Origin of the sequence: Furfurilactobacillus entadae, assembly GCF_045862745.1 — a bacterium.
In the GTDB taxonomy this organism is placed as follows: Bacteria; Bacillota; Bacilli; order Lactobacillales; family Lactobacillaceae; genus Furfurilactobacillus; species Furfurilactobacillus entadae.
In genome coordinates, this window is sequence record NZ_BQXN01000008.1 from 1 (window position 1) to 26,809 (window position 26,809).

33 protein-coding genes and 1 rRNA gene are annotated in these 26,809 nt (G+C 47.3%); 4 read left to right on the forward strand and 30 right to left on the reverse strand.

All coding sequences use genetic code 11. The features are described from left to right. The 4 genes from ACKTR5_RS04960 to ACKTR5_RS04975 all read right to left on the reverse strand — a co-directional run. A 16S ribosomal RNA gene (locus ACKTR5_RS04960) occupies positions 1-159 on the reverse strand; the annotation flags it as partial. A 332-nt stretch (positions 160-491) separates the two neighbouring features. Further along, positions 492-863, reverse strand: coding sequence for a hypothetical protein (locus ACKTR5_RS04965; RefSeq protein ID WP_407879693.1), 372 nt, complete (start codon positions 861-863; stop codon positions 492-494). Positions 864-883: 20 nt separating this feature from the next. Then, positions 884-1,273 carry a CvfD/Ygs/GSP13 family RNA-binding post-transcriptional regulator gene (locus ACKTR5_RS04970; RefSeq protein WP_407879695.1) on the reverse strand — a complete coding sequence of 130 codons (390 nt, stop codon included), beginning with the start codon at positions 1,271-1,273 and terminating at the stop codon, positions 884-886. Between the two features lie 17 nt (positions 1,274-1,290). Continuing rightward, a complete protein-coding gene (locus tag ACKTR5_RS04975) occupies positions 1,291-1,872 on the reverse strand; it encodes a peptidylprolyl isomerase (RefSeq protein WP_407879697.1) in 582 nt (193 codons plus the stop codon). A gap of 300 nt (positions 1,873-2,172) precedes the next feature. On the opposite strand from ACKTR5_RS04975, the gene ACKTR5_RS04980 reads away from it, so the two are divergent. Beyond that, complete coding sequence (locus tag ACKTR5_RS04980) at positions 2,173-2,814, forward strand: VTT domain-containing protein (protein ID WP_407879699.1); 642 nt, start codon at positions 2,173-2,175, stop codon at positions 2,812-2,814. Positions 2,815-2,884: 70 nt separating this feature from the next. Here the strand turns inward: ACKTR5_RS04980 and ACKTR5_RS04985 are convergent, their stop codons facing one another. From ACKTR5_RS04985 to ccpA, 16 genes are all read right to left on the reverse strand, one after another. Then, complete coding sequence (locus ACKTR5_RS04985) at positions 2,885-3,520, reverse strand: TIGR01906 family membrane protein (RefSeq protein ID WP_407879701.1); 636 nt, start codon at positions 3,518-3,520, stop codon at positions 2,885-2,887. After that, complete coding sequence (locus ACKTR5_RS04990) at positions 3,517-4,299, reverse strand: TIGR01457 family HAD-type hydrolase (RefSeq protein ID WP_407879703.1); 783 nt, start codon at positions 4,297-4,299, stop codon at positions 3,517-3,519. The genes ACKTR5_RS04985 and ACKTR5_RS04990 overlap by 4 nt, the downstream gene beginning before the upstream one ends. Then, positions 4,299-5,126 (reverse strand): YutD family protein, encoded by an 828-nt coding sequence (locus tag ACKTR5_RS04995; RefSeq protein WP_407879705.1) that lies wholly within the window; start codon positions 5,124-5,126, stop codon positions 4,299-4,301. Before ACKTR5_RS04995 ends, ACKTR5_RS04990 begins: the two co-directional genes overlap by 1 nt. Positions 5,127-5,150: 24 nt before the next feature. Then, a complete protein-coding gene (locus tag ACKTR5_RS05000) occupies positions 5,151-5,762 on the reverse strand; it encodes a metallophosphatase (protein ID WP_407879810.1) in 612 nt (203 codons plus the stop codon). A gap of 116 nt (positions 5,763-5,878) precedes the next feature. After that, entirely contained in the window at positions 5,879-7,279 is a 1,401-nt protein-coding gene (locus tag ACKTR5_RS05005; RefSeq protein WP_407879706.1) for an amino acid permease, read from the reverse strand. Positions 7,280-7,468: 189 nt separating this feature from the next. Next, positions 7,469-8,653 (reverse strand): acetate/propionate family kinase, encoded by a 1,185-nt coding sequence (locus ACKTR5_RS05010; protein WP_407879707.1) that lies wholly within the window; start codon positions 8,651-8,653, stop codon positions 7,469-7,471. 43 nt (positions 8,654-8,696) lie between these two features. Further along, positions 8,697-9,701, reverse strand: coding sequence for a class I SAM-dependent methyltransferase (locus tag ACKTR5_RS05015; protein ID WP_407879812.1), 1,005 nt, complete (start codon positions 9,699-9,701; stop codon positions 8,697-8,699). An 85-nt stretch (positions 9,702-9,786) separates the two neighbouring features. Then, positions 9,787-10,095: a hypothetical protein gene (locus ACKTR5_RS05020; protein WP_407879709.1), complete on the reverse strand. Its 309-nt coding sequence runs from the start codon at positions 10,093-10,095 to the stop codon at positions 9,787-9,789. After that, positions 10,092-10,553, reverse strand: a complete 462-nt coding sequence (locus tag ACKTR5_RS05025; protein WP_407879710.1) for a competence type IV pilus minor pilin ComGF — start codon at positions 10,551-10,553, stop codon at positions 10,092-10,094. Before ACKTR5_RS05025 ends, ACKTR5_RS05020 begins: the two co-directional genes overlap by 4 nt. Next, positions 10,540-10,713 (reverse strand): hypothetical protein, encoded by a 174-nt coding sequence (locus ACKTR5_RS05030; protein WP_407879711.1) that lies wholly within the window; start codon positions 10,711-10,713, stop codon positions 10,540-10,542. The genes ACKTR5_RS05025 and ACKTR5_RS05030 overlap by 14 nt, the downstream gene beginning before the upstream one ends. A gap of 80 nt (positions 10,714-10,793) precedes the next feature. Continuing rightward, on the reverse strand, positions 10,794-11,183 hold the full coding sequence (locus tag ACKTR5_RS05035) for a pilus assembly FimT family protein (protein WP_407879712.1): 390 nt from the start codon (positions 11,181-11,183) through the stop codon (positions 10,794-10,796). After that, entirely contained in the window at positions 11,149-11,472 is a 324-nt protein-coding gene (gene comGC, locus ACKTR5_RS05040) for a competence type IV pilus major pilin ComGC (protein ID WP_407879713.1), read from the reverse strand. The genes ACKTR5_RS05035 and comGC overlap by 35 nt, the downstream gene beginning before the upstream one ends. Next, a complete protein-coding gene (locus ACKTR5_RS05045; protein WP_407879714.1) occupies positions 11,469-12,530 on the reverse strand; it encodes a type II secretion system F family protein in 1,062 nt (353 codons plus the stop codon). Before ACKTR5_RS05045 ends, comGC begins: the two co-directional genes overlap by 4 nt. Beyond that, the gene (gene comGA, locus ACKTR5_RS05050) at positions 12,460-13,449 is read right to left on the reverse strand and encodes a competence type IV pilus ATPase ComGA (RefSeq protein ID WP_407879715.1); all 990 of its coding nucleotides are present in this window, start codon (positions 13,447-13,449) and stop codon (positions 12,460-12,462) included. The genes ACKTR5_RS05045 and comGA overlap by 71 nt, the downstream gene beginning before the upstream one ends. A 137-nt stretch (positions 13,450-13,586) precedes the next feature. Beyond that, positions 13,587-14,327, reverse strand: coding sequence for a YebC/PmpR family DNA-binding transcriptional regulator (locus ACKTR5_RS05055; RefSeq protein WP_407879716.1), 741 nt, complete (start codon positions 14,325-14,327; stop codon positions 13,587-13,589). A gap of 315 nt (positions 14,328-14,642) precedes the next feature. Then, positions 14,643-15,644, reverse strand: a complete 1,002-nt coding sequence (gene ccpA, locus ACKTR5_RS05060; RefSeq protein ID WP_407879718.1) for a catabolite control protein A — start codon at positions 15,642-15,644, stop codon at positions 14,643-14,645. Positions 15,645-15,867: 223 nt separating this feature from the next. Between ccpA and ACKTR5_RS05065 the strand changes: the two genes are divergently transcribed. Beyond that, complete coding sequence (locus ACKTR5_RS05065) at positions 15,868-16,974, forward strand: M24 family metallopeptidase (protein WP_407879719.1); 1,107 nt, start codon at positions 15,868-15,870, stop codon at positions 16,972-16,974. 194 nt (positions 16,975-17,168) lie between these two features. After that, positions 17,169-17,729: a DUF1097 domain-containing protein gene (locus ACKTR5_RS05070; protein WP_407879720.1), complete on the forward strand. Its 561-nt coding sequence runs from the start codon at positions 17,169-17,171 to the stop codon at positions 17,727-17,729. A 58-nt stretch (positions 17,730-17,787) separates the two neighbouring features. Here ACKTR5_RS05070 and ACKTR5_RS05075 read toward each other — a convergent pair whose 3' ends face one another. The 6 genes from ACKTR5_RS05075 to racE all read right to left on the reverse strand — a co-directional run bounded on the left by ACKTR5_RS05075 (position 17,788) and on the right by racE (position 21,733). Continuing rightward, positions 17,788-18,279: a hypothetical protein gene (locus ACKTR5_RS05075; protein ID WP_407879721.1), complete on the reverse strand. Its 492-nt coding sequence runs from the start codon at positions 18,277-18,279 to the stop codon at positions 17,788-17,790. Between the two features lie 17 nt (positions 18,280-18,296). Beyond that, positions 18,297-18,722 carry a DUF948 domain-containing protein gene (locus tag ACKTR5_RS05080; protein ID WP_407879723.1) on the reverse strand — a complete coding sequence of 142 codons (426 nt, stop codon included), beginning with the start codon at positions 18,720-18,722 and terminating at the stop codon, positions 18,297-18,299. Between the two features lie 140 nt (positions 18,723-18,862). Continuing rightward, positions 18,863-19,717, reverse strand: coding sequence for an aldo/keto reductase (locus ACKTR5_RS05085; protein ID WP_407879724.1), 855 nt, complete (start codon positions 19,715-19,717; stop codon positions 18,863-18,865). Next, entirely contained in the window at positions 19,714-20,244 is a 531-nt protein-coding gene (locus ACKTR5_RS05090) for a YfcE family phosphodiesterase (protein ID WP_407879725.1), read from the reverse strand. The genes ACKTR5_RS05085 and ACKTR5_RS05090 overlap by 4 nt, the downstream gene beginning before the upstream one ends. Beyond that, on the reverse strand, positions 20,244-20,846 hold the full coding sequence (locus ACKTR5_RS05095) for an XTP/dITP diphosphatase (RefSeq protein ID WP_407879727.1): 603 nt from the start codon (positions 20,844-20,846) through the stop codon (positions 20,244-20,246). The genes ACKTR5_RS05090 and ACKTR5_RS05095 overlap by 1 nt, the downstream gene beginning before the upstream one ends. Positions 20,847-20,908: 62 nt before the next feature. After that, positions 20,909-21,733 (reverse strand): glutamate racemase, encoded by an 825-nt coding sequence (racE, locus tag ACKTR5_RS05100; RefSeq protein ID WP_407879728.1) that lies wholly within the window; start codon positions 21,731-21,733, stop codon positions 20,909-20,911. A gap of 134 nt (positions 21,734-21,867) precedes the next feature. Here racE and ACKTR5_RS05105 point away from each other — a divergent pair, with 134 nt between their 5' ends. Continuing rightward, positions 21,868-22,404, forward strand: a complete 537-nt coding sequence (locus ACKTR5_RS05105; protein WP_407879729.1) for a DUF2507 domain-containing protein — start codon at positions 21,868-21,870, stop codon at positions 22,402-22,404. Between the two features lie 92 nt (positions 22,405-22,496). On the opposite strand, the gene dltD is transcribed toward ACKTR5_RS05105, so the two are convergent. Genes dltD through dltA form a run of 4 tightly spaced genes read right to left on the reverse strand, consistent with a single transcriptional unit; the run spans position 22,497 to position 26,797 of the window. After that, entirely contained in the window at positions 22,497-23,771 is a 1,275-nt protein-coding gene (dltD, locus tag ACKTR5_RS05110) for a D-alanyl-lipoteichoic acid biosynthesis protein DltD (RefSeq protein WP_407879730.1), read from the reverse strand. A gap of 1 nt (position 23,772) precedes the next feature. Continuing rightward, positions 23,773-24,009, reverse strand: coding sequence for a D-alanine--poly(phosphoribitol) ligase subunit DltC (gene dltC, locus ACKTR5_RS05115; protein ID WP_407879731.1), 237 nt, complete (start codon positions 24,007-24,009; stop codon positions 23,773-23,775). Between the two features lie 53 nt (positions 24,010-24,062). Further along, complete coding sequence (gene dltB, locus ACKTR5_RS05120; RefSeq protein WP_407879732.1) at positions 24,063-25,271, reverse strand: D-alanyl-lipoteichoic acid biosynthesis protein DltB; 1,209 nt, start codon at positions 25,269-25,271, stop codon at positions 24,063-24,065. Then, a complete protein-coding gene (dltA, locus tag ACKTR5_RS05125; RefSeq protein WP_407879733.1) occupies positions 25,268-26,797 on the reverse strand; it encodes a D-alanine--poly(phosphoribitol) ligase subunit DltA in 1,530 nt (509 codons plus the stop codon). Before dltA ends, dltB begins: the two co-directional genes overlap by 4 nt. Between the last annotated feature and the right edge of the window lie 12 nt (positions 26,798-26,809).

The following is a 26,809-nucleotide window of genomic DNA, read 5'->3' on the forward strand; positions in this document are numbered from 1 at the left end:
GGCAGGTTACCCACGTGTTACTCACCCGTTCGCCACTCATCTCAATGTTTTATCAATCAAGTGCAAGCACCGTCAATCAAAAACGAAGATGCGTTCGACTTGCATGTATTAGGCACGCCGCCAGCGTTCATCCTGAGCCAGGATCAAACTCTCAAATTAATGAGTTATTTGAACTAACTCTTGTTTTTGTTACTTGGTTATAAAGTGAATTGACTTCACAATTGTATTGTTTTGAACTTTCGTTCAAAGACCCTACACATTTGATTCGTCGAAACGTTGTTCAGTTTTCAAAGATCTAACTCGTTGCCTCAAGACAACTATTTAACTATATCATTTTGTCTCAATGTCGTCAAGGAAAAGTTTTAACTTTTTTTGATAACCAATTGATTCAAAACCCCGCCGCAACGCTTCTGCGTTAGCAACGAGTAATACTATATCAATTCCAGCTAAACTGGTCAACCCTATTTTGCAAAAAAGTTCAAAATAACGGTTTAATCTAGCAATGGTGCTGAATCAAATTTCACATCCGTGAACAATTCATGCAGTTCATTACCCTGCACAAACGCCATTTGATGGGCTTCTGCACGCTTTTGCAGTGCTTCATCCACCAGTAAGTGATCGAACACAAAAAGCGACACATTATCCGTGCAAATTTGGCAAGATGTCAGCTCGCTTAATCGCAGCCCCTCTAAATCTAAATCTAGTTGGCCCTTTAATTGATCCAAAATACTGGCTAACGCCGTCTTTCCTTCTTCAACACCAGTTGAAAAGAACCCATACATCTGTTCTTTATCACCCTTTGTGACCAAAAAACTTGGCACATTATCTTCAATCGTTAAAATTGTTCCGGCTACTTGCTTCATAACTTACACGAGCTCCTCTTCTACCGTATCGTTAAAAACCGCTGCCGCGCCTCTGCTAACCACGCGGGCATTTGTTCTTCAATTGGCGTAAAGCCAGTTCGAACGTGACGTGTTGTCCAGTACCGTTTATGTTGTTGCCGCGGATTGATCCCAGGGGTTCGTTCCTGGGCGTCCTCCTCTAAACAACGAATGGACAAACTAATTTTCCCTGAATATTCATCAATATCCAGTACTTTTACCGTCACGGACTCCCCCACCTTTAGAAATGCCCGCATATCACTAACAAACCCCACGTGCATTTCCGAAATGTGAATCAGTCCCTGATGATCTTCATCCAGATTAACAAAGGCACCGTACGGTTGAATCCCCGTTACCGTGCCTTTAACAATCTGACCAATTCGATACTCCATCTCACCGGTCTCCTTAACTAGTCGCTAACTGAAACACTGTTAATGAGAATTGGCACATCTGGACGGTCTTCATAATTTGTTGAAACGGCCCCCATTGCATCCACAACGTCCATTCCTTTGATCACCTGACCAAAGACCGTGTGGTGGCCATCAAGCCATGGTGTGCCCCCTTGCTTATACTGGTTAACAACAGCGTCATCAACACCCATTCCGCTTAATTGTTGCAGCATGTCAGCCGGCACCCGTTTTGCTTGAACAATGAAGAACTGACTTCCATTTGTGTTAGGGCCGGCATTTGCCATGGACAATGCGCCACGGAAGTTAAACAGTTGATCAGAAAATTCGTCTTCAAATGATTGACCATAGATACTTTCACCACCAGCACCCGTTCCAGTAGGATCGCCCCCCTGAATCATAAAGTCACTAATGACACGGTGAAAACTCACACCATCGTAATAACCGTTCTTTGCTAACCCAACGAAGTTTGCAACGGTCTTAGGGGCCTGTTCATCAAATAATTGAACGGTAACATCCCCCATTGTTGTGTGCAGTGTTACTTGTGGGCCTTTTGCTGCCTCGAGTTCAAGTTGTGGATACATATTATTGTCCGCCTTCCATTCATCTATATTAGTTTGGATTCATATCGTCAGCCACGGAATCATCCGAAGCGTTTTTAATAATTTCTTTTTCATTGTAAACAACGTCACCGCCACATGCAATTAACGATTACAAATTGGTGTTAAGGTAAGAATTCTAAGTTGCAATTTCCTTAATTTTCTTATGAAACTAAGCTCACTAGTTTTGCCGCCACCGTTTTTCTGATATAGTAGGCCCATTGTCGCATTATGACAAGCCATAATGGTTGATTATTTAAAATTTTAGTTGTGAAAGGATTGCTCATGTCGACCCTCATTGATTTTGTCTTACACATTGACGCGCACCTTGTTTCCATTGTTAATACGTTTGGTAACTGGACGTACCTCATCCTCTTTGCCATTATCTTCGTGGAAACTGGTGCCGTTATTCTCCCCTTCTTACCGGGAGATTCACTGCTCTTTGCAGCCAGCGCCCTCGCTGCCAACCCTGTTTACCATTTGAACATTTGGACATTCGTGATTTTGTTCCTCATTGCCTGTATCTCTGGTGATTCACTCAACTTCTTCATTGGACAGCGCATTGGTCACGCCCTCTCGAACCACTCGATTTTCGGGAAGCTCATCAAAAAGGAGTCGTTAGAACGCTCCGAAGCCTTCTTTAATGCGCACGGTGCCATGGCGATCATCCTGGCCCGGTTTATGCCGATCATCCGGACGTTTGCACCGTTTGTCGCTGGCGGTAGTAACATGCCTTACCGTCGTTTCATTCGGTTCTCACTAACCGGTTGTGTCGCGTGGGTGGCTTTATGTTCTGCCGGGGGCTTCTTCTTCGGTAACATCCCGTTTGTAAAGGCGCACTTTTCAGCCGTTGTTTTGGGAATTATCGTTATTTCATTAATTCCTGCTGTCGTCGGTTACATCCGCGGCAGAATGAATCGCGCTTAATTAATAACAAAAAAGACCGGTCATGGTCGTCTAGTGGTTATTCACTAAACGACCATGACCGGTCTTTTTATTATCGCAAGCTCCGCCGACTAACCAGATAGCCAGCAATAAGCCAGCCTTCTAGTAAGACAAAGAATAGTGCAAAGCAAGCGAGAAAGAACGACTCTGGTAGTGCATTGATGATCGGATCATAACGTGGATCAAACAGCCAATCGTTATTTCGAAACAAGAGATGATGAAACGTAATAAAAAATTGGTCGAAATTAACGGCCATTAACGCCGCAACAACGGGTGGAAGGGGTAACGCAATCTGCATGGGTAACAACAATTGCCATAGCCGCTCCTCATGCCATAGCCACCACAGCCCCCACCCTACGATGGGCAGTGTCACCAAGCACACCAGATTGTTTAGCAAGAGTAACTGCTTTACATCTGCAAAGTGTTTAAGGGCCCCTACGGAATCCACAAAGTTCGGGAGTCTTAGTTGGGTCACCCACGGCCAGTTAAGGTAGTGCAGGAGTTGCATGTAGTTATGCATCATTTGTGCCCGTGTCAATCCCACCTGTTGCAAAACATCCGTATTGCTTAATGTGACGCGGTACACCCACACCGCGTGAACCGTCAGTGTAATTGCACTAGTCAAAATGAACAGCCAGCCACATAAGTAGCGAAACCAATGTCCTAATCGCTGCCACACCTGGCTCACAGTTGCCACTCCGTTAGGTCGTTAACAATGTGGGTCGGCTCAATTTGAAACGTTTTGATCTGTGCCACCGTGGACAATCCGGTCAACGTGAGCAGCGAATCCATCCCGGCGTTATTAGCCGCCTGGATGTCAGTCCGCAAATTATCACCAATCATGAGGACGGCCTCTTTTGAAAGTCCAATCCGTGCTAACGCTTCATTCATGATGATCGTTGACGGCTTGCCAATCGTAATTGGAGTGACATCCGTCGCATACCGAACAAAGTCCACCACCGCACCAGCGCCTGGTAACATCCCCCGCTGATTGGGAATGTTTGTGTCCAAATTCGTCCCGATAAACGTGGCCCCGTTCTGAATGGCCAAAACCGCCTGCACAAACTTTTCATAGGTGACATCGCGGTCTAACCCCACAACAACAAACGTGGGCTGTTCGGCAGCCGTCGCCACCAGTGTAAACCCGCGGCTCGTCAGCGCGTCACGCAACCCCTGTTCGCCAATCACATAAGCAGTCAACGCCTGACCGTCTGCTTTGCGCACCAGGTAGTCAGCTGTCGCCATTGCCGTCGTATACACATGCGCAGCCGTCGTCTCAATGTGATGATTGCGTCGCAAGTTTTCCGCGACCGCTTCGGGACTTCTGGTGGAGTTGTTCGTCACAAAGAGGTAGGGGCGCCCACTTTCAATTAACCGGCTCATAAACGTTTGCGCCGTTGGTATTGCTGTTGTGCCCTGATAAATGGTGCCATCGAGGTCAATAAAGTACCCTGAATACGTGCTCATTAGTTCTTATTCTCCTGCGGCTTTGCTGGTTGGTTCGCGTGGTCACCTTTTTGGCGAATCGTAAAGTGCCGCCGCCCTGGTTTCCGGTTATTTGAGGACGTTGCTTGTTGCCCCGTCCCGGCCGTCGGTGTGAGCGCCTTTGTTACGACCCGTTCTTCCACATGGGCCTGTTGTTTCCGACCACCACGACTACCATTGGCGCCACGACTCTTTTGGCGCGTCTTAAACTGATGTTTCTCAGGTTGTTCCTGGCCTTTTGCTCGCTGATACTGGGCGGCCTTTTGCTTCGGTGCCGCCTTTTTATTACCAGTTGTCTTTGATTGTGTTGACGTTCGTGGTGCTTTCGCCTCAGCCTTAGGCCGCTGTTTCTGTTCATTGGCCGCGCCATGACGCCCATTGCGGCGGCGCCGTGACCGTTTATGCTCAGCTTTTTGTGGCCGATCTTGTTGCTCAATTTCAACATCCAAGTTATGCAGAACAAAGTAGGCACAACCAAAATTACAGTATTCGTACAGATAATCTTGAATTCCTGTCACCGTCTGGCTAACCGGAACGTTTTCCTTATCGGCAACATAAAAACCCTTCAACCGTAGTTGGTCAAAGCCCCAGTCACCCACAATGAAATCATACTTACTGAGCACGGTACTGTACCGCTCAGCAAATTTATGGACATCAAAGGCGTCGTGAAAGTTGGTCACCAGTTCATATGGATGACCGTTAATAAAAAATTGTTCTTCATTTTCCCGGACGACGGTAAAAACGGCCGCCCGTTTTTCAGCTGCTTCCTGTGCTAACTGCTGAATGTGTTCGCGATCGATGTGAATCACACTCCCCTTTTTAAGCGTTCTTAATTAATGACGTTTTTGAAAATCAACGGCCTTACCCGTGATCATTTGTTCAATTTCAGCAAATGAAAACGGTTGACCAAACGGAACCGTGTGGTCAAGATAGGCCACCTCAGGCGTATCCACACCCACGTTAATGTTTTCCTTAGCTGGCATCGCGTAATGATGGATGTGCCCATGAAGATTGATCACATTGCCAACGATTCCTAATGAAAACGGGTAGTGGGTTAAATAATACTGCCGGTGATCATACTTCAAGTACACACCGACATCCTGAAAACTAAACTTCGGTTCCCCATCTGCCATCAGCTCGTTATGAGCTGCTAGGTACTTAAACAGCGCGCGGTTGTCATGGTTTCCCTTGATAAGAACCAGGTGCCCATGCAACCGGTGCAAGATGTCATTCACCGCGGCCATGGAAAGACTAGCCGGTCGCGTGAAGTACATTGCAATGTCGCCAAGGTGGTACACCGTATCGGCATCCGTTACCACTGCGTTCCAATGTTCAATGATGGTTTCGTTCATGTCGTCAACCGTTAAAAACGGTCGGGGCGCAAACTCGTTATAGCCCAATAACTGTTCATGAAAAAAATGTGTATCCGACGTAAAGTAACGCACCTGTTCGACCTCCCGTTGATTCGTTTCCTTATTGTACCACAATCATTAATCTTCACGGTGACGGCGCACCCCAATGTAAAAGCGGTGACAGGCCCATTGCCCATCACCGCTTTTACTTAATCTTGATTAATCTCACCAACCTGTTGTGCTGCTCGGTTAGTCGTTATTGTTTTAATAACAAATAATGCAATGAACCACGCCACCGCACCAAGAAGTGCAATCAACGTTTCAAGCTTCATGGTCATCACCACCGCAACAAAAGCCAAGAATGCAATCACGAAATAGTCAGACCACGGCATGAACGGCGCCGCAAAGTCACCAAATGGTAATTGCTTTGCCTTTAATTGACGCCGATACCGCAAGTGCGCTACCGCGATCAATCCCCAAATGAGTAAGAAACACGTGGTCGCAATGCTTGAAATAAACGTGAACACCCCAGCGGGAAAGAGGTAGTTCAACACAACCGCCACCGCGATAATGGCCGTTGAAAACCGGAGTGCGTTGGCTGGCACTTGGTGCTTCGATAACCGACTCATCCGTTTAGCAAAGTGGCTTTTCCCACCGTACGTCAAGGAATACAGCATCCGCCCGGTCGTAAACAGTGAACTATTACAAGCTGATGCCGCCGCTGTCAGAACCACAAAGTTAATGATTCCGGCCGCCGCCTTGATGCCCACGTTTTCAAACACTTGCACAAACGGACTGCTATCTGGCGATACCGCTGACCATGGATAAATACTCATGATCACTAACAGTGAGCCAACATAGAATAAAATGATCCGCATTGGAATTTCATTAATGGCCTTTGGAATCACGTGCCGTGGATCTGCTGTCTCTGACGCGGTCATCCCAACCATTTCAATGCCGACAAACGCAAAGACCACCATTTGAAACGACAGCATGAACCCCTTCGCACCCTTTGCAAAGAACCCACCGTCCCGAACCAGGTTTCCAAATGAAGCGTGACCAGCTGGTGTCTTGACGGCAAGCAGCACCATCACGACCCCAACCACAATTAGGGCAATGATTGCCACAATTTTAATAATTGCAAACCAAAATTCTGCCTCACCAAACGCTTTGACCGTAATTAAGTTTAGCAATAACAGGAGCACTAAGATGATAAACCCTGGAATCCACTGGGGGATCGTCGGGAACCAAAAGCGGACGTACAGCCCAGCGGCCGTGATTTCGGCCATGGCAATGGTGATCCACGAGATCCAGTACGTCCAGCCCACTACAAAGCTGGTCCGTTCACCAAGGTACCGTTTAATGAAATCAATGAATGAGTGCTGCGTCAAATCTGACATCAGCAGTTCCCCCAGTGAGCGCATCAACAAGAAACACATCAACCCGGTTAGCATGTATACCAGTAAGATTGCGGGACCAGCCAGGTGGATCGATTGACCAGCACCTAAAAACAGCCCGGTCCCAATCGTACCACCAATAGCAATTAGCTGAACGTGTCGACTCTTTAACGCCCGTGATAATTCCTGCTCATTTTCTTGTGTTTCTTTCATCCTGATCGCTTCTTTCTTCCCACCGTTATTATTTCGTCCGTTTAATTGATTCTAGTATACGGGGCAAGTTAACGTTGAACAAACGAAACCATTTCACGTATAAGGTGAAAGAAATTCACCTTAGACAAATCAACCATAAAAAAAGCGGGGTAACCACTGTGGTTACCCCGCTTTTAACACGTCATCAATTTATTTTTTTAACCGTTCAACGTCACGGGCAATCATTAATTCTTCATCCGTTGGCACTAACAGAACCTTTACAGATGAATCATCAGCTGAAATGATGGTCTCTTTACCACGAACATCGTTTCGTTCTGCGTCAATTTTGACCCCCATGTAGCCAAAGGCGTCGGCAATTGCTTCACGCATTTCCTTCGCATTTTCACCAATTCCGGCCGTGAAGACCATGGCATCCACACCGCCCATTTCAGCAATGTATGACCCCACGTATTTCACGATCCGGTTAACAAAAATCTTCATGGCTAATTCTGCCCGGTGTTCGTCACTGTTTTCCAGATCACGCATATCACCAGAAATCCCAGAAATCCCGAGTAACCCAGACTTTTTGTTCAAGATATCAATCATGGCCTCTGGATTCGTCAGCCCCAACTTTTGTTGAAGGAACGTCACTAACGATGGGTCAATGTCACCGGAACGGGTAGCCATTGTGATCCCAGCCAGTGGCGTAAAGCCCATTGAGGTATCAATTGAGTGGCCATTTTGAATGGCTGCTAATGAAGCACCCGCACCCAAGTGCAGCGTAATTACCTTCAGGTCAGCTAATGGTTTGCCAAGCATTTCAGCAGCGCGCGCGGAAACATACCGGTGACTCGTTCCGTGGGCACCGTAACGCCGGGCGCCATACTTTTCGTAATATTCGTAAGGGATGGAGTACAGGTAGTTTTCTTCAGGCATTGTTGCATGGAACGATGTGTCAAACACAGCAACCGCCGTTGCATCAGGCAACACTTCCCGGAATGCCCGGATCCCCGTTGCATTCGCTGGGTTGTGCAATGGTGCATATTCAGCCAATGAGTCAATCTTAGCTAACACATCGTCATCAATGACCACAGAATCCTTGAAGAATTCACCACCAGCAACCACCCGGTGCCCAACACCGGTAATCTCGTCAAAGCTATCGATGATCTTCAAATCAATCAATTCTTTAAGTAAAACACTAATGGCTACTTTGTGATCCTTGAATGGTTGTTCCAGCTTAAAGTGTTCACCATCGCCGTAAGAAATGGTGAAGGAACCTTCTGCCAACCCGATCCGGTCAACAAGCCCCTTTGCGATAACCGTTTCAGCTGGCATATCGAATAATTGGAACTTTAATGTGGAACTCCCTGCGTTAACTGCGATTGTCTTTGCCATGTTTACACTCCTTTAGTTGTCTGCCTGATCTCAATAACGAACGTTAACCATTTGCAACGACCCATGCATCGATTTGTTGCATGAATTGTTGAACTGCATCTGGTTGCTTAAATGATGGAAATTCACCCAGAAGGACTTGCCCAGCTTGTTTAGCCGTGCCACCCTTCTTTTGTAACAGTAAAATTGCCTTTTGCGCAGACTTATTCATAAACAACTCACCCGGTAAGTTTAATAACCCTTGTAAATGAGCGTGTTCTTGAATCCACGCGACCAGCCCCTTTGCCTCACTCGATGTGAAGAGGTCACTTGGAACCAGGAAGATTCCCCAGCCACCAGGTTTCAGCTGGTGCACGGCCTGTTCAAGTAACAAGTGATGAACATATGAGTGGCCCGTTTTGGCGGCCGTTTCAAACGCCTTTGCGTGTTCATCCAACGGATAATACCCAACTGGTAAGTCGCTGACCACAAGATCCACAGCTGGCATCATCAACGGATCCAACGCATCCTGATGAAACAGTTCCAGATCATGGCGTTGAAGGGCACCATCAATGTTGGCCGCTGCCAGCATTGAATCATCATTATCCACACCAAACCCGTGAATCGTCACCGCTGAATCCGTCATTAACTGGTTCATCACCGTCGTCAATAAGTTCCCAGTTCCCACCGCGAGATCAAGCACCGTTAAGGCTTGTTGTGGGAGTAACCGACTGGCTAAATAGGCAACCAAAAAGCCAATCGCGTCTGGCGTCAATTGATGATTTGCGTCAATAGCGTCTGTTTCAACATCCTTCAACAAAACGAGTTGAAGCGCCTGCCGAATCTCCTCTGGCGTTAACTGATCAAGTGAAATCTTTGCGTATAAATCACGCAATGTTGCCGCCGCCTCAGCCGTTGGACGGCCTTCTTCGATGCGAACCGTTCCGCCATCGATCAGGTCATCACCAACTTCGATGAACGCATCCAAATAACTTGTCTCGAGCTGTTCTTGTAATAGTGAAATTGCTTGATTAAGCGTCTCGTAGAGCGCCTGTACGTCTTCTTGTGCCAGCCCACTTCACCTCTTTGATCGTTTACTCTTAGTTTACATCGTCATAAAAACCGGTGTCCTTATTAAGGATACCGATTCGACGCACTTATTTCAACCGTTGATTACGCTCCCAAACGTGGCGCGACGCGGTTTGACCAGACCGTAAATGAATGGAAATTTGTGAATCATTTAACGTTGCTTCCCCGGTTTGAAATGTAAACTGACTTTTCATCGGATTTTTAAGATGTTCGATTGCCGTTTGTTTTGTGATTGTTTGAATTTGCCAGTAGTCCCGCTCACTTCGTAACGCCCGAACCCCGGCCTCGTTTGCCGCAACATGACCTAACATAATTCCGGTCACTAATAGCAACAGAAAAATTGTTGTGGGTAACATGAAGCCCCTCCGATAGATCATGTAGCACCTCCTAACTCAGCCGTTGGTAGCCACACCATCCGCCGAGCCGTTTGCTGATTTAACCACGTCACCGTGAGCGTCAAGCAATGGGCACTATAGGAAAAATGAACCGTTGAAACACGCTCAACTAAAGGCATGTAACCGCCCTGACTCGTCGTCAGCACTAGCTGATGGTGCGTTAAACGAACCCAGTACTGGCTTGGCTTAACCGCCGTGGCTGCAACCCCAGTAAGTTGGATTGCGGTCGCCGTACCGTTTACATAACGCATGTGTTGGCGGTCATCACTCAAATGAATCATCGCATTATCTAATTGCGTTTGGTTAAGTAACCGTGGCTCTAATTGGCGGCGCAGTTGTTGCACCACAAGGCCAATGGTAAAGAGGATCATTAACCCGATCATCAGTGCCCAGACCGTTTCAACTAAGGTGAAACTTGCTCGCGGCCTAGTCACGCCCATCAACCATGGCCCCTAAAACACGACAACTTGCTTCGTAATCCTGCTGTGCCTGGTGCACGTGTCCTCGTTCAATCGTTAACCGGGCACTCATCGACTGGTTTGTCTCCGCAACAAAGAGACAGGTCCCGCTTGCAAGTGTTAACGCAAGAATAGCTTCCATTAAAACAAATCCTGACCGCTCACATTTTTTCCTCCGTAACATGAACAACCCCCCAGCCTAATTGTGGTTTGATGTGGTAACTAACGCCGCGTGTTGTAACAAAGGCAATGTCTTTTGGCGCTGTCATGGCCTGTGCCATCAAGTTGATCCGCCCAACCATGAGGCAACCGTAAACTTTTTGGCATCGCCAACCGGACCGTGTGATGGGAATCAAATTCTTGATAAACAACACCTGCATCCGTAAAGCTCACCTTCACCAAGAAATTTGATTGCGCCGCATGAGCCCGCCCCTGTTCAATGAGCGCCACCGTTGTTGTTAAAAATTGCCGTTCCGTTTGAATCTGCCGCGTTTGGGCAAACGCCTGGGTGCCCCATAGTATCATTAATGTGGTCACAGCTAACACCACCACCATTTCAATCAGCGTAAACCCCGCTCTATTTTTTGGTCGCAACATTATCCGTGATTTCAATACCGGCATCCTTTGCCTTATCAATCTGTTTGCCCGTTAAGTATTTATCCGCCGCTAATTCATCAAACGTCACCGCCTGAGTTCCGTGATCATTCTGGTATAAATCGACCTGGGTCTGCACCACCTGAGTTAAGGCATCCTGGTGGGTTTTCGTGGCGTTTTTACGCGCTGCCGTGATGTTTGGCAAAATAATCAAAATCAATAACGAAATAATGAACAACACCACCGCCATTTCGATTAGCGTAAAGCCGGTGCGTTGTCCCCGTTTTGCCGGCGTCCGTCGCGTCATGATAATCCTCCAATCGCCTGATACATCGGTAACAGTAAACTCAGGTAAAGACCAATGATTCCTGCCCCAATCACTCCAAACAAGAGGGGCTGAACCAAGCCAATGAGGCTTTCGATCCGCGTAAACAACCGTTGATACGTTAGTTGGGCGTCCGCCCGGAGATCCTTAGCAAGCTGTTGGGTTGTTAACCCCTTGCTGAAAAACATGCTAAACGTTGTCGGCAAAAATGCGTACCGATCGACGAATTGCGCGATGGTCGCCCCCTTTTTCAAATGAACATCAAGTTCGTCCGCTAACTGCCGTAACACAGAGCGTGGCTGATACGTTTTGAGTAAACGAAGCACGTCATGCGATTGCAATCCACTTGCAAGTAGCAAGCCCAGATTAAGTGCCAGATAATAGTGCCAATACAACCTCAACAAGCCGCCAAGAATCGGAAAGTGACAACCAATGACGACCCGCTCTAAGCGTGGGTGCCGCCACAAGCGCCAAATGCCAATAAGGATAACAATCATCATCAAACAACCACCGCCTACCCAAACAAGTGACCAGGGGCCCGTTAACGACGACCGGTGTGGCACTAGCTCGCGTAACTCTGGGGCCAACACCTGTTTGACTGCAAGCATTAACAACAGCAACAATCCTAAAATCGCTAACGGATACCGGAGGACGGCCCTAACTTTTTGTTGTTGCCGATGTTTGACCGCTAAGAAATTCCCCAAGTTTGTTAAAACTAGGTCCAGCGCCCCATTTTCCTCCGCAATTTTCAACTGGTAGTAACAGTCAACGTCCACAAATGGTTGCACCGCATTTGAAAACGTCGTTCCCGCCGAAAGTGACACCTGGATGGCCGTAATCGTCACCCGTTGGCGTGGCAACATGATTCGCGCAAAATTAAGGCCCTCACGAAGCGAAAACCCAACCGCTAACACATCTGCCATCAAACTGAAAAACTGTGCGGCCGGTGCGGCGCGTAACGGTTTTACCTTAGCCGGCTCTGTATGCCGTCGCCACGGTTGCTGCCACTTTTCCATCACTAATTGCCTTGCTGAGCGCATCATGCCACCTCCAGGTCATTTGCTGAGTGAGTGAACGTTCTTGGGTCATGTCATTAAATAAATCGGTGGGCTCCAACCAGTCGTATAGCACCACCGGATGAGTCGTCCCCGGTAACAAGCGTTGGTAACAGACTCCCGTAATGACTTGTTGCAAGTCTGCTAAAGAAATGCCGAGTTGATGCAACCGTGGTAACACACCGTGCGCACTTTGCGCGTGAACCGTTGAAAGGACGACGTGTCCACTAAGTGCCGCTTGAACCGCGATTTTTGCCGTTTGTTCATCACGAATTTCGCCGATCACAAACACATCCGGGCGGTGACGGAGTGCGAGTTTTAGCAGGGATTCATAGTCCATTCCGGCGGGCTTATTGACCTGAAGCTGAATGAATCGTGGCTCACTAATCTCAACTGGGTCCTCAATCGTTAACACAACGGCCTGATCAGCCAACTGCTGTGCTAGTTGGTAAATGGTCGTCGTTTTCCCGGAACCCGTTGGTCCACTGAGAATAAACAACCCCCGTTGTTGCGCCAAATGACTAAGTGCCGCCCACTGAGGCCCTTGATGCACGGTTTGTGTCACTGCTTCCAGTGGATAAATAATCCGAATCACCATTGATTCATGATCCTGAAAATCCCCAACTGTCGATAACCGCAAGTGCACGGTTTGCTTTGCTACCGTCATGGATAACGCCCCCAATTGCGGTCGCCTGTGATCACTAATTGACATGTTCGCTTGATACTTAACGTATGCCATTAGCTGTTCAGCCTGACTGGCCGATAGGTTCATTAACTTTTCGACCCCTGCAACCGTGTGAATAATAATTTCGTAACCCGTTACCTTTGGAAACAGATAGATATCGTTGGCTGTCTTTGCCATGGCCCAGATCAACACCTTGATTAATCGTTCAGCAGGTTGCATCTCTTCCTCACTCCCCTCTATACCGACAACATACGCAAGCACCCGCCATTTATTCGTCATCGTTTCAAAAAATTTGACGGTCAACGTAAAAAAAGACGCTGACTCATTTGAGTCAACGTCTTTCATCGTTACGATAACTAGTCTTCAGCAACTTCTGTTACTTCAGCTGCTTCGTAAACATCCGAAACATCATCGTTATCGTTTAATTCATCAATTAAGTTAATGTATTGCTTAGCCTTATCGGCAGGAACCGCCGTCACGTTTTCAGGAATCATTGTGATTTCTGCAGTGTCTAAAGCAAAGCCTTGTTCTTGCAACGCGTCACGGACAGCAGCCAGTTGACTTGGATCCGTGTAAATTTCAAATGCGTCTTCAGTGGTTGTCATGTCGTCAGCACCAGCATCCAGAGCACTCATTAACATGGTGTCTTCGTCAGCGTCAATCCCATCACGTAAAATGACAATGAACCCGCGACGGTTAAACATGTAAGCCACTGAACCTGAAGCACCTAAGGCACCACCATGGTGAGTGAAAGCGGACCGAATTGCTGAAGCCGTCCGGTTTTTGTTATCCGTCAACGTAGCAACCATCACAGCAGTCCCACCAGGGCCGTAACCCTCGTAAGTGATTTCTTCGAACTTTTGACCACCAGCACCAGTTGCTTTATCCAACGCACGTTTAACAACGTCCTTTGGCATGTTAGCAGCCTTAGCTTTATCCATGACTAACCGTAATTGAGCGTTGCCATCAGGGTCGGCACCACCAGCTTTTGCGGCTTGGTATAAGTCACGTGAGATTTTTTGGAAAATTTTTCCACGCTTAGCATCCTGAGCATTCTTCCGCCCTTGGATGTTATGCCATTTTGAATGTCCTGACATAATCGGCAACTCCTTTATTAGTTGGTTTAATGTGTGTATAAAACACCGAATAATAATATACCACTGGAACGACGCGAGTTCAATCGCTTTCAACGATTGTCACCTAATAATCAGTCATTCATTGATCATTGTGGCAAATCTAAAAGACGTTTACAAACGGATGCGTGATTACCCACACACCGTTATGACGAACGGCTATCATAGCAGCATTTTAGCAATCATCGCGGTACTACCATTTTCATAAATTTCGTGGCATCAAAAAAACGAGTTTGAAAATAACTTACCATTTTCAAACTCGTTTTTGTTCGTTAAAAATTACTTTGTCGAATTCCGCTTTTTTAAGCCGTATGGCAGAACAACAGTCCGTTCGCCAATGTCTTCACCATTCATTAACTTTGTTAATAACCGCATGGACACCGCACCAATATCATACAGTGGTTGCGTAATGGAACTCATCCGCGGACGCGTGATTTCCGTAAAGCGGGTATCGTTACTGGTAATAATTTCAAAGTCTTCCGGAACCCGAATCCCGGCGTCTGTCAATCCGTTTAAGACCCCTGCGGCCAGTTCATCGTCACCCACAAAGGCTGCCGTGGCGTTAACATCTTGCAACGCTTTTGCCAACCCAAACCCAGCTTTGTATGAATAGCCCGTTTGGAATACAAGGCCTTCATCATAGTTGATCCGTGCGCCGCTTAGGGCCTGCTTGTACCCCTTCAACCGGTAATCTCGGTTGATGCTATCATCCATTGAACCAGTGACAAAAGCAATGCGCTTGTTGCCCCGGTCAATTAATTTTGTCACGGCCTGTGTTACGGCAGCAACGTAATCAATGTTAACGGATGGGGCCTGGTGCTCAGGATCCACTGATCCAGCCAAAACGATCGGTGCGTTGGACCGCTTAAAGGCAGCTCGTAGGTCATCACTAATCTGGTTCCCCATGTAAATGATGCCGTCCACTTGCTTCGCCATCAGGTTATCGATCACTTGTAGTTCTTTATCATGATTTTCATCAGAAGAAGCCAAAATGATGTTGTACTTGTACATCAAGGCAACGTCATCGATTCCCCGTGCCAGTTCAGAAAAGTACGAGTTTGTTAAATCAGGAATGATAACCCCGATTGTTGTCGTCTTTTTGGAGGCTAATCCACGGGCAACGGCATTTGGCCGGTAGTCCAATTGATCAATTACATCCAGCACTTTTTGCCGTGTTGCTGGCTTCACGTTTGGGTTACCATTCACGACACGCGAAACGGTGGCCATTGAAACAGCTGCTTCACGAGCAACATCATAGATTGTTACAGTTTGCTTATCCATTGTTACATCCTTTCATTCTTGATTTAATTTGTTTTCATTTATTTTCATAGCTTAACTAATATAACAAAGCAGATACATGAAAGCAATCATGAAACCGCTTACTCCAAATATAAATCAAACAACTGCCGGGTGCAAGCCATGCGACGCCATTGTGCTATACTAGGGACAACATTGAATGATTTAGATGTTTGAGTTTCACAATAATTGAAAATGAGGCGATGTTATGGCAGATTACACACAATTAGCACAAGTTCAACAATGGGTGGCCGACCAGGGCGTGGACGTTGCGTACTTTAGCAATTTCCAAACCATTCAATACTTGACCGGGTTCGGTTCCGATCCCATTGAACGTGTTCTTGCCCTCTTTGTATTTCCAGATCAAGATCCGTTCCTATTTTGTCCGGCACTAGAGGTCGAGGCCGTTAAGGACACTGGGTGGCCTTATGGCGCTTACGGGTATCTTGATCATGAAAACGCCTTTGCAATGATTGCGGACCAAATCAAAAACCGCGTGGCGAACCCGAAAAAGTGGGCCATTGAAATGGGCAACCTAACGATTGACCGCTTCAACGCCATGCACGAACAGTTCCCGAATGCGCTATTTGAAACAGACGCAACGGATTACCTTGCTTCATTACGGGTCATCAAGACACCACATGAAATTGACCTCTTAAACGCCGCCGGTGCCGAAGCCGACTATGCGTTTGAAATCGGCTTCAAGGCCGTTGCTGCTGGCGTACCTGAACAACGGGTCGCCGCAGAATTGCAATATGCCTTAATGAAGCGTGGTGTCATGAACATGAGCTTTGAAACATTGATTCAAGCTGGCGCTCATGCTGCCGAACCTCATGGTGCAACCAGTGACCTCAAGATTCAAAATAATGAATTGGTGCTGTTTGATTTAGGGACCGTTCATGATGGTTACATTTCTGATGCCTCTCGGACCGTTGCCGTTGGGACCCTGACTGATAAACAAGCTGACATTTACAAAGTCTGTTTAGAAGCGCAGCTGGCCGCAATGGAGGCTGCCCGCCCTGGCATCACGGCAGCTGACCTTGATAAGGTTGCTCGTGACATCATCACCAAGGCCGGCTACGGCGAATACTTCATTCACCGGCTCGGCCATGGGATGGGGCAATCTGAACACGAATTCCCAAGTATCATGGAAGGTAATGATATGGTTCTAAAGGAAGGCATGTGCTTCTCCATTGAACCCGGGATCTACATTCCAAACGTTGCTGGTGTTCGGATCGAAGACTGTGTTCACATTACTGCTGATGGCTGTGCACCATTTACCCACACCAGCAAAGATTTAACGTACGTGGGTTAACGCTACCCTCACCTAATCATTAAAAAGTAAGCGACCACCACGGAAATTAATTTCTGCGGTGGTTTTTTATGTACCTAATTTTAGTTTAGCTAAAACGTTTTACGTAAAGCCCTTGCGCGAATTCACCCAATCATTTAACCTATGGACTATGTGTTTGCTGATAAAGGGTTCATTAAATAAAGGGGTTAGTCATCATGAAAATTACAAAAAAAGTCTGGTTTGATTCACTTGGGGTGGGATTCTTCACAATCATCTACAGCCTCATCATGACCGGCTTCTCACTCTGGATGGGCGCTGCAGCCTTTGTGGCGGTCTCCTACTTCTTCGGCGCCGGCTTTCCAAAAAACAAGGTGTGGAACATCTTACTGAGCTTTGCATTAGGAATCTTCTGGGGGCTCATTGCGTTTGCGCTTCTCCACGTCCCGGTGACATCCGGTCTGCTTGGTTCCTCAATTATGTTTGGTGTGCTTACGTTCGTTGTATTGTTCCTTCAAGGAACCATCATGCCCTTCACCCTCGTGCCTGCATGGTTAATTGCATGGGGAACGACAATGCTGATCATTACAAACGTTGCCGTTCACAACTGGCCACTGTTTGCCATTGAACTGTTTACCGCCATGTTCTTGGGCATTTTTGTTATCGGGTACGCCTCCGATTACTTTAACAAACTAATGTTCCACTTCTTCCCTGAAAAGGACGCCACTAATCAGGCCGCTAAAACGGCTAAACGTCAGCCTGATCAAGATATTGACTAACAAAAAAAACGTCTGTGACATCGTCACGGACGTTTTTTTTGATGCTGCCATCATTGAGTTACTTGGCAGACTTATCGTCAGCCGGTGTTTCATCAGTTGGTGCTGAACTGTCATCAGCCGCTTTATCTGAAGCCTTTGAATCGTCTTCTGGTGCGGTGACCATGTCATCCACATTAATGACAATATCTTCGTCGTCATCGTCAAGATCAACGCCGTTTAATTCCTCACGTAATGAAGCTGTCTCGTCGTCGAAATCTTCTTGCTGTTGGTGTAACCGACCACGTAAAGAAGCACTCCGTTCCCCCACTGTTGAAGCGAAGTCACGGGCAGAATCAGATGCTGATTCTGAATAGTCCTGGAATGAATCCTTCGCGTCATCAATGGCGTCTGCTGCGTAAAACGCGTAATCAATCGCGCGGTCACGAAGCTTATGGTATTCCGTATCCGCTGTGTCACGTAATGCATCCCGTTGTTCTTCCGTTAACGCACGGTAAGCTGCGTATGCGGCCGCACCACCTAATAACGCACCAATCCAAAAACCTTTAGCCATCTTCATTCTCCTTCTTTCTAGTCATCCGTCGTTCGTTGACGTTTCTTTTCTTGATGATTATTGTACATCTTAAATGCTGAGCTTGCTGCCCGCGCAGCCATCCCAACTTTACCAGCATTTTTCCCCGTGTCTGTCACCCGGTTTGTTAACCGGTGGGTTGCTGCGTTTAAGTCAGATACACTTTCACCAAGATCTGCCGCCGCCTGAAAAACTGGGTCAATGGTTGCGACCTTGTGGTTAACGTCATCCAATAATTCATTGGCGTTCCCCATGATGTCTTCCATTTGCTTGGACAACACGTCAACGTCGCTCGTAATCACGACCATGCTCTTGTTAATTTCACCAAACGTTTTCGTCAGCCGTAGTAAGAAAATCCAAATGATTCCCACCAATAATAAAAATGCTACGGCAGCGATGATGCCTGCAATTCCGCCAAGTGTCATAAAATTGCCTCCAGTATGAAATAAAAACCTGATGTACTTGAGTTCAGGATACCATAAAACGATCGCTGGATAAAACCGTTTCCATTTAGTAATCATGCTAATCAGTTAAACAATAAATGCCACCTGGATCAGCACTACCGTTACTGAGCCGAACGTCCCCTCGCTAACGTGGTCATTTCTTCGTCTGTTAGTGTAATGCTAGCAGCGGCCGCGTTACTAAAGAAGTGTTGAATGTTAGCCGTTCCGGGAATCGGTAAAATAACGTCAGAGCGCTGAAGCAACCACGCCAGTGCAATTTGTGCTGGGGTTGCTCGATGCGCTTGAGCAATTGAAAGCAAGGGACCATCAGCGGCCGTTAACGTCCCCGTCGCCAGCGGATACCACGGAATAAACGCCATGTGGTGGGCTTCTGCGTAATTCAAAACGTCCTCGTCACTTCGATCCGTCAGGTTATAGCGATTCTGAACGGACGCAATCGGGGTGATGGCCTGCGCCGCTTCTAGTTCCGCAACGCTTACCTGACTGAGGCCAATGTGTTTCACCTTGCCCTCACGCTTCATATCCGCCAAAACGCCCAGCTGATCAGCCAGCGGCACCGTTTTATCGATGCGGTGCAACTGAATGAGATCTAATTGGTCCACCCCTAGTGAAAATAGGTTTAATTCAACCTGTTGCCGTAAATAGGCCGGTTGACCGAGCGGTGTCCACTCGTTCGGCCCCTGTCGGGTAAAGCCAACCTTTGTGGCAATCATCTTGTGGTGCCCTTGATATGTGGATAACGCTTGCTTTAGATAGTCATTTGCAAAGAATGGACCGTAAGCATCCGCTGTATCAATGAAATTGACATCACTATTCAACACGGCATCCATCACGGCGACGGCGTTTTCAGGATCAGTACTTGGCCCCCACACACCTGGTCCGGGTAACTGCATGGTTCCATAGCCCAAGCGATTTACCGTTAGTTCTTCGTCAAACGTAAATGTTTTCGTTGTCATTTCGTGTCCTCTCGGGGAAACGTCACCGTTAGTGCTGGAACCACTTGGCCATCGCGTGTGCAAAAACGGACCTCTGTGTGGGTTGGCAGCACATCTACCAGTGCAAACGTCCCCCCTAGATCAGCATACTGACCCCGTGGCTGGCTAATGCTCCCAGGGTTCAGGAAAAGAGTCCCCGCGTTTTCAACGACGCCCAGTTCATGTGAATGGCCAAAGCAAACAAGTGTGGCCTGTTCTTGCCGAGCAGCCAATGCAAGGGCCGTTAGATCGCGTTTGATGTGATACAGGTGCCCATGCGTTAAAAAGACGCGCTGATCACCAATAGTGACTAATTCCTGATCTAAAAACGCAGGGTCAACATCCATGTTGCCACCAACGACGTGCATGGTCTGCCATAACACATCATCAGCAGCCAATTCAGAATCCCCACAATGAAACCAACCGTCGATAGTTCCGGCAAACTGCTGTTGAAGCCGCACTAAAATTTCGCGGTCGCCATGACTATCACTCACCACCAGTAATCGCATTAATCTTCACGCCACCAGGTTGGGAATTGTTCCATCAGTGAGGCAATCGCCCGGCCACGGTGACTCACCTCATTTTTTTCTGCCGTTGTTAATTCAGCAAACGTCTTTTTCTTCTCGGCCACATAAAATAATGGGTCATAACCAAAGCCATCTGTGCCATGTGGTTCACGCAAAATCAGGCCCGAAACGTCACCACTAACAACCAGGCGCTTTCCGTTGGGCTTCACAGCAACAATGGTCGTGTGAAAGTTAGCCGTTCGTTCAGCATCTGGGACGTTATCCATGGCAGCCAGCAACTTAGCATTGTTCGCTGCGTCATCATGATCGCCCGCATAACGGGCTGAGTGAATACCTGGTTGCCCATTCAAAGCATCTACTTGAAGACCTGAATCATCTGCAATAATGGGAAGTTCCACCAGCTTTGCCAATGCATCCGCCTTGATTTGGGCATTTTCTGCAAAGGAAGTCCCGTTTTCTTCTGGAACCTTAACATCTGGGAAATCTGCTAACGTTAACACCTTAATGTTTAATGGTGCCATTCGTTCTTTATATTCCGCAGCCTTACCTGCGTTGTTGGTTGCGATTACAATTGCGTCTGCCATGGTGCGCCTCCAAGAAGTTTATTTATCTACATCACTAATAATGCCCATTTTCAGTAAAAATATCAATCAATGACTGCTTGATTAACGGTCATTCCGGCTAAGCCCAACCACTGGGTGGCAATGGTCTTAAACATGTCCGGCGAGCCGGTGGTAAAGTAACGATCTGGTGTCAATTTTGTTGGCGCCGCCATGTGGTAAATATCCAGCAACGCCTTAATTTCATCAGCCGTCTCGGTGCCCGGGTCAATCAGCGTAACCCGTTCGCCCATCACGTTTTGAATGATGGGGGCCAACAGCGGGTAGTGGGTACACCCTAAAACAAGTGTATCAATGTCCGTTTGCGTCAACGGTTGGAGGGTTTGGGTAACAATCTGTTTGGCCAGTGGGCCCGTGTATTCATTACTTTCAACGAGTGACACGAACTTTGGACATGCTAAACTCGTGACCGTCATCTCGTGCACTTGCTCATGAATGGTTTTTGCATACGCGTCATTTTTGACGGTTCCCTCTGTTGCAATGACCCCGATGTGCCCATTCTTTGTCGTTCGAATGGCGGCCTTTGCACCGGGTTTAATAACACCGATAATGGGAATCGTTAACTGCGCTTGTAAGTCTGGTAATGCGGCTGCTGTTGCCGTGTTGCAAGCAATCACCAACATCTTGACTGGTTGGGCCTCAAGAAACCGCACCATTTCCCAGGTGAACTCACGCACCTGCTCTGCGGGCCGTGGTCCATACGGGAGCCGGGCCTGATCGCCAATGAAGCGAATCGTTTCGTTTGGCAGCTGGCGTAACGTTTCTTTAACGACCGTTAAACCGCCGACACCAGAATCCATAAACCCAATGGGTAATTCCGGTCGTAACCGTGACCGATCAATTTCTACCATGTCTCTGTCCCTCTGTTTCATGATTAATTGAACCTTTAGCATGACGCTTTCCACCGGACTTTTCAAGCATCAGCGATTAAAGTTCGGTGAAACATGATGATTCTCAGATGAAACTTTCTCAGGACCACGCTATAATGAGTAAAATCAAGGCAATTGGGGAGATAATCATGGATCAAGCAACCTACAACAAATTACTTACACAATCAGCGGTTTCTGCACTCGGTGCGGGCTTCATCCGCGATGAGGTGTTACCCACTATCCTGGGTGACGATCAGCTGACCATTCTGTATTGGATCGGCCGCCAGGTTGCCCGCAATAATCCGTTAGCAGATCGCGATGCCATCACACCACTCTTTGCCCAACTCGACTTTGGGACCCTGACGTTGACACATGACAGTCGCCATCAGCAACACTTTGAGTTAAGTGGTGCGCCGGTTGCCCAGCGATTAGCCGCTTTTCCGAAGGCCAGCTTTGACCTTGAGGCCGGTTTTTTAGCCCAACAAATCGAGCTGATCACTGGGGCCGCAACCGAAGGCACCGTTGACGAAGTTCACAAAGATCACGTCACCTTGCTCATTCAAACGGATCCACATGCCATCGTTGGTGATGTCGCTGCTAATGTCCCAACGTTAACGGTTACTGAGCCCAATGAACCCACCGTTGAATCATAATTAAGTGTGACTAACACGCATAACATCAAAAAACGCCTGCCGTCTCAATTGATTTTGAGACGGCAGGCGTTTTTTGATGGCCTTGACCAACCTTATTTAAACGTTGTGAGATTTTGTTGCGTTGGGGCTAACTGTTGCCAGTCTGTAGAGTAGTAACGGTCATCGATGTGATAATCCGTCGTCCCTGTCTTTGTTGATAAGAACGGACGAACACCCTTATCAACGGCAACCCAGCCACGCCACCCGAGGTGGATGGTGTCTTCCATGAAGTACGGTTGCCCGCCATCATGGCTTAAATCTAACACATTGTTAAACCCTTGGCTTGCCAGCTGGTGTTTGATCTTATTGTTCGTTTGATCAATCATCGTCTGGTTTAAGTCAGTGTAATTGGCCCATCGCTGGTTAATTGGTGGCAAAATGAACAGCACATCGGTATGTGTTTTCGCAAACTGGTTCAAAACCAATTCGAAATCACTATACTCAGGTGACTTCCGGTAATCTAAATTCCGTTGTGCCCCCTTCAAATGGGCCATATTACCCCGTAACCGCTTGTTGTAGAACGTGTTACTGATTTCAAGGTTATTACTGGTGGTGTGTGCCTTACCCAGTTTAGCGGCCGTTTTATCCAGTGCTTGGTAGCTGTCTGACTTCGGCAACTGTTTCATCCCGTCATCAATTTTAACCAAGTGCCGGCCCAAACCATAATTTGAAAACAGTTGGTCTTCATGCGTCAGGATCAACGCTTGAATGGACAACTGGAGCCGATCATAGTTTGATAACGACTGCCCCTTAGCCGTCTTTCTGAGCATCCGTGCAATTGCGTGATCAGAATGTCCAGATGGCATTTCGAGGAGCCGTTTAGCAGCGTAGCGATCCATTTCACTATCTTGGGTCTGCTGAAGCCAGTCAACCGTTTGAAGCTTGGAATAATAAAAACCAAAAGCATCTTTACGGGCACCCTTTGGAACGAACCACTGAGGTGAAACAATGAAAACCGCCTTTTTATGCTGCATTTGTGTCGCAATGGTTTGCATTGAATAATACTGAGTCAATGATTGCGTCCCCGCTGCCCCTAAAAGAAACGGCCGGTAATTACGGTCATATTTTGCTGCTAGCACAGACGGATGCAACGGATCCATCCGCGCTAATTCACTGGAACCAAAAAACGGAACGTACTCACCTTCGAGTGCCTGTTTTTTGATCTGCTGGCCCTTAAACACTTGCGGTGCAAGTGACACTGCCGCCTTCTGCTCTGTCTTTTTTGAGTTACTGGCAAAGTTAATTGGTGAAAGCAGTAACGCCACTAAGATTACAAAGGCTGCAATGACCGGGCCGATAACCAACCAGAGTCGTTTTGCAGAAGTCATCTTACCCCACTAATCCTTCCACCTTAGCCACGATCTTGTTAGGTGTGTCCCATTCCGTCCGTTCAAATTCAGAAACAGGAACGTTAACCCCCAACTGACCTTGTAATTCTAACAACAATTGAACTGATCCCATTGAGTCCAACAACCCAGCGTCAAACAGGTTGGTGTCCATTGCTTCTGAAACGTCATTCCCAGTTAAGTCGTTCAAAATTTCTAATACTGTTTCTTTAACATCCATGATAATAATCCCCTTTAATTTATCTTGTTCAGCACCATTACTGCATCACCCCGTTACGGGTGTTTGAACCATAACGTATCTAAGAACCCGGAAAAGAGTAGGAAGCTCACACACACGACGTTGATCGTAAGGAAAATGGCAAAGGCCTCTGTCAATTTATTGTGCGGAATGGCCTCACGGTGTTTCTTCTTAAAGCGTAGCCACCAGTCATTGATGACTAAGCTAATGCCGTGGAATAACCCATAAGCAATGTAATACCACGTTACACCGTGCCAAAATCCCATAATCAACATGTTCAAAACGTACGCGATGTTACTAACTGTCACCCGGCTCTTGAACAGTTTATTCTTCATCATGGCAAACACTAACCGCATGAAGATGAAGTCACGGAACCAAAAAGACAGACTCATGTGCCAACGGTTCCAGAAATCCTTCAGGTTCTTTGACTGGAACGGCCGGTTAAAGTTCATTGGTGTTTCAATCCCCATTAAGTAAGAAATGGCGACTGCAAACAGTGAATAACCTGCAAAGTCGAAGAACAGGTCCAGTGAATAGGTATACATATACCCAATCAACGGCCAGGATAAGCCCTTGCCGCCGTAGCGGAGGGTCAGCATTCCCAGTTTTGGTAGTAACACGGTCCCAAATAAGTAGGCCAGTAAGAACTTATATAAAAAGCCAAGGAAAATGTAATGCACGGCTTTTCCGATCATCCCAATATAGGTCTCGCGATCTGGCACCTTTTCGTAATCATCCAACCACCGCCGATAACGGTCAATGGGTCCAGATGAAATGGTGGGCATGAACAGTAAAAATTCAAGGAAAAGCAACGGATGGAATTCTTTAATGATTCCATCCCGCATTTCCATAATCATGCCGACCGTTCTAAACGTCAGGTAACTGATTCCCAGAAACCCAAACAGTGAGGAATGACTGGCCGCCACCGCGGGGGTGATTTTGACAAAGGCCAGTGGTAAGGCACTGAGTAACACAGCTAGATAAAAGACCCACCGATTGTTCGATCGGTTTCGGTAAGCCATGTACCCGCCAACTAACAACCACTGCCACGCCACAAACCCAATTAGGGCAACACCTTGCTGCCACTTGGCACCATCAAACATTAAGAAAATAAAGGCTAATGAAACGAGGCTTTGATACCACCGCCACCGATGGCCTGTGTACAACCCAATCATCAATGGGAGTAATCCAATCAGTAAGTACACAAAGTACTGTGGATTACCATACGGCTCTAAATTGATCATGCTGGATTCACCTCAGCAATGATGGTCTTAATGTCCACCTTACCGTTAGCCGTCAATGGTAATGACTCTTGGTAAATGAAGCGGTTCGGGACCATATAATCCATCATAACGCCCTTTAATGACTTTTTGATGGCCGTTGTCCGTTGTAAGTCAGAGGTGAATTCCGTCGTTTCTTCGGGCACAACGTAGGCCCACATTTGGCTAACTTTATGATCAGCATCGTATTTTGGCACTGCAACCGCCTGTTTGATCCACTGATTGTCATTCAAGTAGTGGTTCACCTCTTCAAGCTCGATTCGGTAACCGTGTAACTTGATTTGAAAATCGATTCGGCCAAGGTAATGCAGTAAGCCCTGTTCATCCAAGAACCCAAGGTCACCAGAATGATAAGCAGCTTTGCCGGCTTCCGTAAAGAAGGCCCGGGCCGTTTTCTCTGGGTTATTTAAGTACCCTTTGGAAACACTAGGGCCGCTGATAATGATTTCACCCTGTTCACCGGCAGGTAAGCTATTACCCGCGTCATCCACCACCGTAATGGTGGTGTCTGCTTTAACGGTTCCAATGGGGAGCCGGCCAGCGGCAATCAATTCATCCGTGATTTCAACACCAGTCACAGCAACCGTTGCTTCTGTTGGCCCGTACGTATTAAAGATGTGGGCATGAGGGAACCGTTCACGCAGTTTGGTTGCAGTCGAAACGGTTAGTTCCTCCCCACAAAAGAGGAAGTGCGTCAGGTCTGGTAAATGTTCTTCATCAAATGTTGGTTCTAGCAGACAAATGTCAGCAAACGATGGTGTTGCAACGAAAACATTGAGCTTCATCGTCGGCAACGTTTCAAACAGCCGTTTGAAGTCATCCGTCACCACTTTTGGCAAGGCTGCCAACGTTCCACCAAGTGCCAACGTTGGCGCCCAATCCATTACTGATAAGTCAAACGAGTATGGTGGTTGTGCCATAGTAACCGGCCGGTTGGGGAGCTTAAAGTCATCACTTACCATCCAGTTCACGTAGCTCAATAGGTTTGTGTGACTAATTTGAACACCCTTAGGCCGGCCAGTCGTCCCAGACGTAAAGATGATGTAGTACGTCTGATCGCCACTAACTGCGTGATCCGCGTCATAGGCTGTTTCTGGTGCCGTCAACAATGAGGCTAACGTGCCCCCACCCAAAATTGGTTGGTCGCCCACTTCAACAGGCAACGCGTCAACCGCAATAATGGCGGCTGGTTCAGCAATTTCTGCAATCATCGTTAGCCGGTCATTTGGTGAATGCGTATCCACCGGAATGTAAGCGTGACCTGATTTAACTGTGCCAAGGAAACTGGCGATCATAGCAAACTGCTGACCACCAAAGACAACAACAGGTGCACCGGTTGGCAACCCCAAATCGTCTAAGTAGCGCGCAATGTTATCCGATGCCCGCTTTAAATCTGCGTATGTGTAATGTGTTCCTAACTCATCGTAGGCCACAGCTGTCGGTGTCGTCTGTGCCCATTGGTCGATGGTTTTGATCATGTTCTCAATCATGAAGACCCTCCC